Raw genomic sequence first — 4282 nt, forward strand, 5'->3', positions numbered from 1 at the left:
ATCTTGATCAACGCTTTGGGAAGGGATTCACCACGAAACTCCAGAAGGCCATTTTGGCTTTAACCCCCACCAACGTGCGACAGAAAACCATCTTGGAGTTGTTTGCCGCCAAACGTTTTATTCCAGCGCAGGAATCTCAATATCAACCCATTGAGCAGGTGGGTCGTCAGCTCGGCAAGATCCGTTGACCTCTCTTCTTGAGTTGGTGAACGTCAGCCTGAGTGGCCCAAGAGGAGATCGACTGCGCTCGATCTCCCTCTCGGTGTTTGAGGGAGAGCGGATCGCCTTGCTTGGACGGAGCGGGGCCGGAAAGAGCACTTTGCTGGCCATCGCCAATGGCAGTCTTCGTGTTGAGCAGGGAGAGGTGCGTTGGTGTGGTGCGTCGATTCGCACCATGCCTCGTCGCCAAAAAAGGGAGATTGGAATGCTCTGGCAAGACCTGCTGCTTGTGGAGGAGCTCAGCGTTGGACAGAACGTCAACAGCGGTGCCTTGGGCCGTCACAACCTGATCTGGGCATTGGCCAATCTGTTGTTCAATGTGGATCAATCCGCCTGCAAAGATTGCTTGCAGCGGGCAGGTTTTGATGCTGATCTGATCGATCGTGGCTTGATTGATGCTCCGATCCGCCAGCTGTCAGGAGGGCAGAGACAACGCGTGGCTCTTGCCCGTTTGCTCCGTCAGCAACCGCAACTGATCTTGGCCGACGAACCGATTGCAAATTTGGATCCTGCAATCGCCTCTGACTTATTGGATCACTTGTTGAACCGTTCGCCCGAGGGGCAGCTGAATTGTGGCGCTCAGGCGATTGTGATCAGCTTGCATCAACCCGAACTCGTCCATCGCTTTGATCGTGTGATCGGTTTGCAGGATGGGCAGCTTGTGATGGACCAACCAGCAGATCAACTCACTCCTACTGACCTTTCCAGGTTGTACGCGGCCGGATGAACCGCCCGAGACCAGCGGCACCCCTGCTCACCTTGTTGCCTGCCATGGCTCTGGTGCCCGTTTTGATCGTGACTTTGATCGGGCTGCATGGAGGCGGGCTGTCGATTTGGCAGCAATTCCTTTCAGGAGCCCTGCATCCGTCGTTGGATCCCGATGTCCTTCATGCGGTTTGGCATGGTCTTGGAGTCACCATGGCCACGGCTTTTCTGAGCTGGAGTCTCAGCTTGTTGTTGGGTGTGCTTCTCGGCAGCGCTTGCGCGGATGTGGTGTGGAGAAGCTGGACTCTTCCCCCTTGGCCAGCGAAAGCGCTACGAGGGGTCCTTGCCATCCCAAGAGCGGTGCATGAGCTGGTTTGGGGCCTGTTGTTGCTTCAGGTGTTGGGGCTTCATCCCTACGTTGCTGTCGCTGCGATCGCGATTCCTTACAGCGCCCTCGTGGCAAGGATTTGGCGAGATCATCTCGACAGCGCAGATCATCGTCCTCTGAATGCCTTAATCAGCGCAGGGGTGCAGCCCCTGTCGGCCTTGATGACGGCTCTCAACCCAGGAATGGGCACTGTCTTGATGAGCTACGGGGGGTACAGGCTCGAATGTGCCTTGCGAAGCGCCACCTTGCTGGGGGTTTTTGGTTTAGGGGGGCTTGGAACCGAACTGCAGCTCACCCTTCAGTCGTTGCAGTTTCGTGAGCTGTGGACAGGGTTGTGGGTTCTATCGGCCGTGATGTTGATTCTGGAGCAGCTGTTGAGATTTTGGCGAGGACGTTCTGGAGACGGGCTTCAGGGTCAACGTCGAATTCTGTTGTTCGGCACCTTGACGATCGTTTTGGGATTGATCGGCACGTTTTGGCTACGGCTGATCGTTCCTGATCAGTTTTCTGGACTCAGCTGGATCGGGATGGAGGTTCCTTCCTGGACCCAGCTGAGTGCGGCCGCCACTGAACTTCCTTGGCTGCGCATGATTTTGGAAACGCTGGGCCTCACCTTGTTGGCTGCGGGGATTGCGATCGGACTTCCCCCCCTGGCCTTGCTCATATGGCCCTCCTCCAGGTGGCATCAGTGTTGCTCGTTGTTCTGGGCCTTCATGCGCTGGATCCCACCGCCATTGATGGTGCTGCTCCTACTGCTCAGCAATCGCCCGAGCCTGGCGATTGGTGCCTTGGCGATCGGACTTCACAACAGTGGGGTGATGGGGCGGTTGCTGCTCGAAGGGCTTCAGCAACAAAGGGGTCAGCGTCAAGAAGCCCTCAGAGCGATGGGGAGTTCAGAGCGGATGAGCTGGTTGTATGGCCTGCTCAGTCCTCAAAGTCCTAGCTATCTGGCTTATGGGGCTTACCGCAGTGATGTGATCCTCCGCGAAACAGTGGTGGTGGGAATGATTGGGGGAAGTGGTTTGGGCTGGCAGCTGCTGGAATCACTCAGCTCCTTTCATTGGGCTGCGGTGGTGTTAGTGCTTTCTTGCTATTGCGCCCTCACCATCAGTGGGGAATCACTCAGTGACCGCTGCCGTTCGCTCTGGCTGCAAAGCTGACGTCTGGATTGCGTGACCGCCAGTGATGACAACAGCGCCGCGGCAGCTTGTCGTGATCGGGGATAGTGGCGTGTACGGATGGGGTGATTCAGAGGGAGGGGGATGGTGTGAACGCTTGAGGCGTCAATGGATGACGATGCCCTCAGCCCCCGTGGTGTATGGGCTTGGCGTGCGTGGGGATGGACTGGAGCGCATCGCTCAGCGATGGCAGCAAGAGTGGAGTTGCCGCGGTGAGCTCCGTCGCCAGCAGCCCGATGGTTTGCTGCTCTCGGTGGGGCTCAATGACAGCGCACGGGTGGGCCGGCTTGATGGACGGCAGCAATTGAGTGCTGAAGCGTTTCGCTTCGGGCTTGAGCAATTGCTTGCGGCGATGACGCCAGTCACTCAAGTCATGGTGATGGGGCTCAGTGTTGTTGATGAAGCGGTCATGCCTTTCGCTGATTGCCTTTGGTACAGCAATGAGGCAGTGGCTATCCATGAAGCGCAATTGGAGGAAACGTGCCTGGAAGCCGATGTTCCATTTTTAAGCCTGCACCGAGCGATGGCCGCAGAGCCCGATTGGTTGACCTGGTTGGAACCTGACGGCATTCATCTCAACAGCACAGGTCATCACTGGATTCATCAACGACTTCAGGAGTGGAAGCCACTTCTTCATTGGGCTGGTCTGGAGCCCCATTGTCAGTTCACATCCTTGATGACGTATTGATCCGGGGTCGGAAAATTCGCGCAAGGCTCTGAGTCTCTTCCCCCAGGGAGTTGATCTGGTCGAATTGCCCCTGAGCGATAAAGCTCGCAAAGTTGTTCTGGTGGGCGGCTTTCATACCATTCTTCAATCGATTGGGCGTTACTAGGCATCGCTTGTGTCATCGCTATACCGCTGAAAAGAGACAAAAAAACGAAAGTGATTGAGTGGTGAGTCCGTGATTTGATCATGGTTAAAGGGTTTGTATCGTTCCACTCATAGCAAGTGTTCACTCTTCGGATGGCTTGGTTTTCATCCTTTCGAGTGGAACCTTCCATTGGAAAGGAGGAGGGTGTAAAGGCAGATGAAAGCGACGTTGAAGGGGTCCAAATCACCCACATTTCATGCCTTCTCCTGAGAGCCTTCGACGGCGCGAGCAGCGCAGATTATTGCCCCAGTCAATTCTTGATCGCAACGATGCTGTGCTTGAACATCTTGGATTGGCGCACCATGCCGCCATCCATCAAGCGGCTCGCTTTCCAGGAGAGCAAGACGATTTAGTGCAGGAAGGTCGCTTGGGCTTGATTCATGGAATGGCCAACTTTGATCCTCAACGTGGATGTCGCATCAGCACCTATGTGTTAACCAGGGTGAACGGCCAAATCCTGCATTTCCGTCGCGATCGACAACATGCGCTGAGGATTCCTTGGCGTTTGAAGGACTTGCATAGTCGGGGTGTGCGTCTTCAGGCGCAACGGTTGCAACAGAGTCTGGATCCACTGGATGAGCGAGGCCTCGCAGCATCCCTCAACGTGAGCCCTCACCGTTGGCGAGAGGCCCTGATCGCTCACTCCCTCAGCTACGTGGCTTCGCTTGATGTTGCTCCTTCCATTCAGGCGGTAGACGGAGAGCTGAGAAGCTCCCTGCTTCATCAAATCGAGGATCCCTCATCTGTGCCTGTTTCGGTGGAGGAACCCAGCCTTCGCTGGTTGAAGGACGCTCTGAAGACACTTGAGCCTCAACAGTGTTGTTGGCTCCTTGCTCGCTATGTCGACAACATTCCAATCAAGGACCTTGCTTTGAGAGAAAAGGTTGATGCAGGCTTTCTACGCCAATCAATCCGAGAGT

General features: G+C 55.7%; 4 protein-coding genes and 1 pseudogene. All 5 read left to right on the forward strand.

Annotation, left to right across the window (positions count from 1 at the left end; genetic code table 11):
- Window positions 1-188 (forward strand): annotated as a pseudogene (locus tag NCN04_RS08530) (putative selenate ABC transporter substrate-binding protein); the annotation flags it as partial.
- Window positions 185-946 (forward strand): phosphonate ABC transporter ATP-binding protein, encoded by a 762-nt coding sequence (locus tag NCN04_RS08535; RefSeq protein ID WP_250395809.1) that lies wholly within the window; start codon window positions 185-187, stop codon window positions 944-946. The pseudogene NCN04_RS08530 and the gene NCN04_RS08535, both read left to right, overlap by 4 nt.
- Window positions 943-2472: an ABC transporter permease family protein gene (locus NCN04_RS08540; RefSeq protein WP_250395810.1), complete on the forward strand. Its 1530-nt coding sequence runs from the start codon at window positions 943-945 to the stop codon at window positions 2470-2472. The genes NCN04_RS08535 and NCN04_RS08540 overlap by 4 nt, the downstream gene beginning before the upstream one ends.
- Before the next feature lie 25 nt (window positions 2473-2497).
- A complete protein-coding gene (locus NCN04_RS08545) occupies window positions 2498-3178 on the forward strand; it encodes a GDSL-type esterase/lipase family protein (protein ID WP_048346691.1) in 681 nt (226 codons plus the stop codon).
- 380 nt (window positions 3179-3558) lie between these two features.
- Window positions 3559-4282: sigma-70 family RNA polymerase sigma factor (locus NCN04_RS08550; protein ID WP_250395811.1), on the forward strand; the 724-nt coding region annotated here is incomplete at its 3' end.

The sequence above is a fragment of the Synechococcus sp. MU1655 genome (assembly GCF_023630655.1).
Lineage (GTDB): Bacteria > Cyanobacteriota > Cyanobacteriia > PCC-6307 > Cyanobiaceae > Synechococcus_C.

Coding starts and splice junctions, on each gene's coding strand:
- NCN04_RS08540 (WP_250395810.1), top strand. CDS start 943: ATGAACCGCCCGAGACCAGCGGCACCCCTGCTCACCTTGTTGCCTGCC.
- NCN04_RS08545 (WP_048346691.1), top strand. CDS start 2,498: ATGACAACAGCGCCGCGGCAGCTTGTCGTGATCGGGGATAGTGGCGTG.